The organism is Aromatoleum evansii (assembly GCF_012910805.1).
In the GTDB taxonomy this organism is placed as follows: domain Bacteria; phylum Pseudomonadota; class Gammaproteobacteria; order Burkholderiales; family Rhodocyclaceae; genus Aromatoleum; species Aromatoleum evansii.
In genome coordinates this window covers 1-4,785 of sequence record NZ_WTVK01000121.1, presented here as the reverse complement: position 1 = coordinate 4,785, position 4,785 = coordinate 1, and the positions used below count along the sequence as shown (strand labels likewise).

The 4,785-nt window shown below is 71.6% G+C and carries 5 protein-coding genes and 1 pseudogene; all 6 read right to left on the bottom strand.

What is annotated here, in order from left to right:
- Window positions 1-361: pseudogene (locus GO615_RS27110) on the bottom strand (secretion system X translation initiation factor); the annotation flags it as partial.
- On the bottom strand, window positions 361-909 hold the full coding sequence (locus GO615_RS27105; RefSeq protein ID WP_169132958.1) for a GspMb/PilO family protein: 549 nt from the start codon (window positions 907-909) through the stop codon (window positions 361-363). The pseudogene GO615_RS27110 and the gene GO615_RS27105, both read right to left, overlap by 1 nt.
- Complete coding sequence (locus GO615_RS27100) at window positions 896-1,465, bottom strand: pilus assembly protein (RefSeq protein ID WP_169132957.1); 570 nt, start codon at window positions 1,463-1,465, stop codon at window positions 896-898. The genes GO615_RS27105 and GO615_RS27100 overlap by 14 nt, the downstream gene beginning before the upstream one ends.
- On the bottom strand, window positions 1,462-2,259 hold the full coding sequence (locus tag GO615_RS27095) for a hypothetical protein (RefSeq protein ID WP_169132956.1): 798 nt from the start codon (window positions 2,257-2,259) through the stop codon (window positions 1,462-1,464). The genes GO615_RS27100 and GO615_RS27095 overlap by 4 nt, the downstream gene beginning before the upstream one ends.
- Window positions 2,240-3,964: a GspE/PulE family protein gene (locus tag GO615_RS27090; protein ID WP_211167396.1), complete on the bottom strand. Its 1,725-nt coding sequence runs from the start codon at window positions 3,962-3,964 to the stop codon at window positions 2,240-2,242. Before GO615_RS27090 ends, GO615_RS27095 begins: the two co-directional genes overlap by 20 nt.
- Before the next feature lie 104 nt (window positions 3,965-4,068).
- Window positions 4,069-4,617, bottom strand: a complete 549-nt coding sequence (locus tag GO615_RS27085; protein ID WP_169132955.1) for a response regulator — start codon at window positions 4,615-4,617, stop codon at window positions 4,069-4,071.
- Between the last annotated feature and the right edge of the window lie 168 nt (window positions 4,618-4,785).

The following is a 4,785-nucleotide window of genomic DNA, read 5'->3' as shown; positions in this document are numbered from 1 at the left end:
CGTACCAGCTGTGCGCGGCGAAGAGTTCCGGCGCGGCGCGGGGAGGCGCATCGGCCGGCGCCGCCGCTGCGGCCCCGCTGGCGGCGGTCGTGGTTGTCCCGTCCTGCGCGCTCGCGGGCGGCGTGCCGGCAGGTGCCGTGGTGGCGGCCGCGAGCGCGGTCGGCACGGAGCGCAGCTCGGCGAGCTGGCCGTTCTGCGTGGCGGGAGCGGCCGGGACAGCACGAGCGGGCACCGGCGCACGCGGGCGGGCGAGCGGCTGAACGGCGTCGTCACCAGGACTTTCGAAGAATTCGGGGATCACCGCCAACGCAGCGGCCGCACCGAGGAACACCACCCAGAAGAGCCTGCGCCGGTCCGCCATCAGCGCCTCGACAGATACAGGGTCATGCGGATGCGCCCTTCGAGTTCGGTGTCGGACACGACCTTGCGCTGCAGGTCGAGGTCTTCCACGCTCAGGCCCGGCACCTTCGCGATCGCGGCGTCGATGAAGCGGCGCAGCTGGGCGTAGCTGCCGCGCACCGGCAGCAGGATCTGGTAGCGCGCCATGTCCGTGCCCTGCTCCACCGCAAGCGCATATTCGCCGCGCGCGAGCGAGATCTGCTCGGCCTCGGCGGCGGCGTACAGGCCGTCGATCGCGCTCGTCGCGGCGGGCTGGGCCGGCAGCCCGGCGTAGAAGGCGTCGAGCTGGCGCGCGGGCGGCTGGGCGATGTGCACTTCGCCGTTCAGCACCGCGGCGGCCTGGGCCTGGGCGCGCAGCACATGTTGTTCGGCACGTTCGCGCGACTCGATGCCGGGCACCACGACCGCCATGGCCCAGCCCGCGGCGGCAGCGAGCAGCACGGCACCGCCGAGGCCGGGCAGGCCGAGGCGGCGCACCGCTTCGTGCAGCGTCAGCTTATGGACGCGCATGGTCCGTCACCCAGTTCGCGACGAGGCTGAAGCGCACCGGCCGGCCCTGCACCTGCTCGGCGAACTCGTGATTGACGAGCGACACGTCGCGCAGCGCGGCGGTGTCCTCCAGCTGGCGGTGGTAGGCGAGCATCGCGCCGAGGTCGCGCGCCTCGGCGGTGATGCGCAGCTGGCGCTTGCGCGCGTCCGGCGTCAGCGACAGCAGCGCGACGTCGTCGCTGGCGAGCGCTTCCAGGGTCGTGAACAGCGCCTGCCACGGCCGATTGTCGATGCGCGCCTGCACGCGCTGCATGTCCGCGAGCGCATTGTCGCCCTCCTTGTTGTTTCCCTTCCCGCCGCCCTTCGTGCCGGCGCCCGGCGGGTGCTGCTCGAGCAGGGCCTCGGGCAGGCCGGCGACGATGTCGCGCACGGTGGTCTCCAGCGCCGCCGCCTCGGCCTCGACGCGCAGGCCGGCCCAGGCCGCGGAGCCGACCAGCGCGATGCCCGCGACCAACAGCAACCAGCCGCCGACGCGGGGCCGCGGCGTGCGCTGGAAGTCGAGTTCGAGCCGGTTCATGACGCGACCGCCAGCGCCATGTCCTGCCAGGCATCGCCGCCACCCAGCGCCAGCGCCTGCGGCGCGATGCCTTCCACGGCCGGCCACTCGCCCGCCGCGCGGCCCGGGGCGTGCACATACACGGCCGGCAGCGGCCCGGCGGCCGGATCGCCGATGCCGGTGAGCTCGCATTCGCGCTCGAGCAGCGCCGCGACGGCGCGTTCGCTGTCGCCGCAGGCGCTGGAACGCACAGACAGCCACTGCCCGGCGCGGGCCAGCAGCATGCTGCAACGGCCCGGCTCGGCCACGGCGAACATGAAGTTGTCGCGCGCCAGACGCGGCTGCAGGCGGTTGTAGGCCGCCATCAGGTGGGGCTGCACCGATTCGAGGCTCAGCCCGGCGCCCTGTGCGATGGACTGCAGGCGCTCGAGCAGCGCCTTGTCGACCGCCGCCGCCACGCGCGGGCGGCCCGCCGCTTCCGGCGAGATGCGCAGCGCCCAGCCGGCCGCGACCGGGCCGTAGATGTCCTCGAAGCCGATGCGCGCGAAGCTCTCGAGCTCGGCCGGCGAGCCGATGGCGTCGCTCCACGACAGCAGGCGGAAATGCGCGAAGTGGCTCGAAAGCACCACCGTGAGCCGCCCGCGGCGCGCGCCGGCCTCGCGCAGCAGCCCCTGCAGCGCATCGGCGGCACCGCTCCAGCCGCCTTCGCAGTCGCTGCTTGCGCACGGTGCGGCCCCCCCCCGCGCCGTGCGCAGCAGCGTCACCCGCGCCGGGGCGAGAACGGCCACGAAGCTGTCACGCGACAAAGGTGACACGGTTGATCTCCTCCAGCGTGGTCTGGCCGGTGCGCACGAGGTCGAGCGCCGATTCGCGCAGCAGGCGCAGGCCGCGCTTCCGCGCCAGCTCCTTGAGCTCGGCGATGGGCTTGCGGTCGATGATGGTCTGGCGCAGCTCGTCGTCGAGCAGCAGCACTTCGGCGATCGCGCTGCGGCCGCGGTAGCCGGTGCCGCGGCAGCGCCCGCAGCCGGGGCTGTGCACGAAGCGCCAGCCGTGCGTGTCCGCGGGGTCGATGCCGGAGGCGACGAGCTCGTCGTCGCGCGGGCGCAGCTCCACGGCGCAGGACGGACAGGCGAGCCGGATCAGGCGCTGCGCGAGCACGCCGTTCAACGCCGACACGAAGCTGTAGGGATCGACCTCCATCTGCGTGAAGCGGCCGATCACGTCGAACACGTTGTTGGCGTGGATGGTCGTGAACACGAGGTGACCGGTGAGCGCGGACTGCACGGCGATCTGCGCCGTGTCGGGGTCGCGGATCTCGCCGACCATGATCTTGTCCGGGTCGTGGCGCAGGATGGAACGCAGGCCGCGCGAGAAGGTGAGGCCCTTCTTCTCGTTCACCGGGATCTGCAGCACGCCGGGGAGCTGGTACTCGACCGGGTCCTCGATGGTGATGATCTTGTCCACGCCGCGGTTGATCTCGGTGAGCATCGCGTACAGCGTGGTGGTCTTGCCGCTGCCGGTGGGGCCGGTGACCAGCACCATGCCGTAGGGCTCGCTCGCGAGGCGGCGCAGCGTCTTCATGACGTCGGCCTCGAAGCCGAGCGACTCGAGGCGCACGCCATGCACCTGGTCGGCGAGATCCTGCTTGTCGAGCACGCGCAGCACCGCGTCCTCGCCGAAGATGCTGGGAATGATGGAGACGCGGAAGTCGATCTGGCGTCCCTTGATCGACACCTTGAAGCGGCCGTCCTGCGGCACGCGCTTCTCGGCGATGTCGAGCTCGGCCATCACCTTCACGCGCGAGATCATCTGCTCGGCGACCTCGGCGCCCTGCACGCGGCTGGCGGTGTTCAGGACGCCGTCGACGCGGTACTTGATGAGCATGCCGGTGCCGGTGGCGCTGAGGTGGATGTCGCTGGCCTTGGCCTTGAGCGCATCGTAGAGGGTCGAATTGACGAGCTTCACGACGACGCTGGAATCCTCGCTGATGCGCGCCAGCGACAGCGTCTCGACGTCCTCGACGGTCTCGGCCTCGTCCTGCGTCGCGGCAAGCGAGTCGATGGCGTGGAAGTCCTCCTCATGGCGCGCGAGGTAGGCGGAAAGATCGGCCGGGTGAGCGAGGAACAGCTCCGCGCCGGCGAGGCGCTCGTCGATCCACGCCAGCCGCGCGCCATCGAAGGGGTCGGAGAACACCCCGACGAGGCCGCCGCCCGCCTCGGGCGGACGCTTCACGAGCACGAACTCGTGCTTGATCGCCTCGGCCAGCGGCAGTTGCGAGAAATCCGGCGCGCTGGCGAACAGCTGCTCGCCGCCCATCACCGGGTAGTGCAGCGTGATGCCGAGGCGGCGCGCGAAGTCGCGCGGCTCGAGGCCGGCGAGCTCCTCCAGTTCGTCGATCGCGCGGCGGCCCTGTGCCGCGGCACGTTCGCGCGCCGTACGCAGCAGCGCGGCATCGAGCCGCGCCACCACGCCCTGGCCGTCATCGGGGACGACCATCGCGGGGGTGACATGCATGTCCATCGCATCGACCTCCTGCGGGCAGCTTCAGACCCGGCCCGCTCCTTGTTATCGCCGCAGCGCGCGCCCCGGCTAGCCCGGGCGCGCTCTGCGGCGCCTCTCTGTTGTCATTGTTCGTCGTCGTCCTGCCGACCATCCACGGCCTTGTGCGCATGACGGCGGTCGGCAAACAGCCACGTTCCGTCATACAGCCGCATCGGGAAGCGGTGGCTCGGATGCTGCCGCCGGTCCGGATGCGTCAAACCGTGCGTGCCGTACTGCTCCGCCCCGCCCGCCACCCGCGTCGGCACGTAGGGCCCGAGGCTGCACACCACTTTCGACAGCTCGGCGAGCGGAAAGGGCTTGAACAGGATGTGCTCGATGCCCCGGCGTGCCGCCTCCTCGCACACCTCGTCGCGCGGCTGCCCCGTCATCAGGATGGCGTTGGCGGTCGCCCCGCGCATCCGGATCGTGTCCAGCACCTGGAAGCCGGACATGTCCGGGAGCCGGTAGTCGAGCACCAGCACCTCGGGCGCGAACTCGTCCAGCAGCCGGATCGCGCTCGCCCCGTCGGAGGCCACGCGGGCCTCGCAGCAGGCCCGCCGCAGGTAGGCCTGGAGGTTCTCCGCGAGGATGTCCTCGTCTTCGACTATCAGTACTCTTCTTGTGGCTGACATGGCCGTCTCCGCTTGCGCACCGCCCCGGTCCTGACTGTCGGTGCTGCTTTTGACGGTTGTTCAGCACGCTTTGTGCCAGCTTCTGCGCCCCGCTGACCGCGCCTGTTTCCGCTGGATCCGGCTCGCGGCGGGCCCGCGTCCGCCCCCGAAAGTGGGGAAAAGCCACCC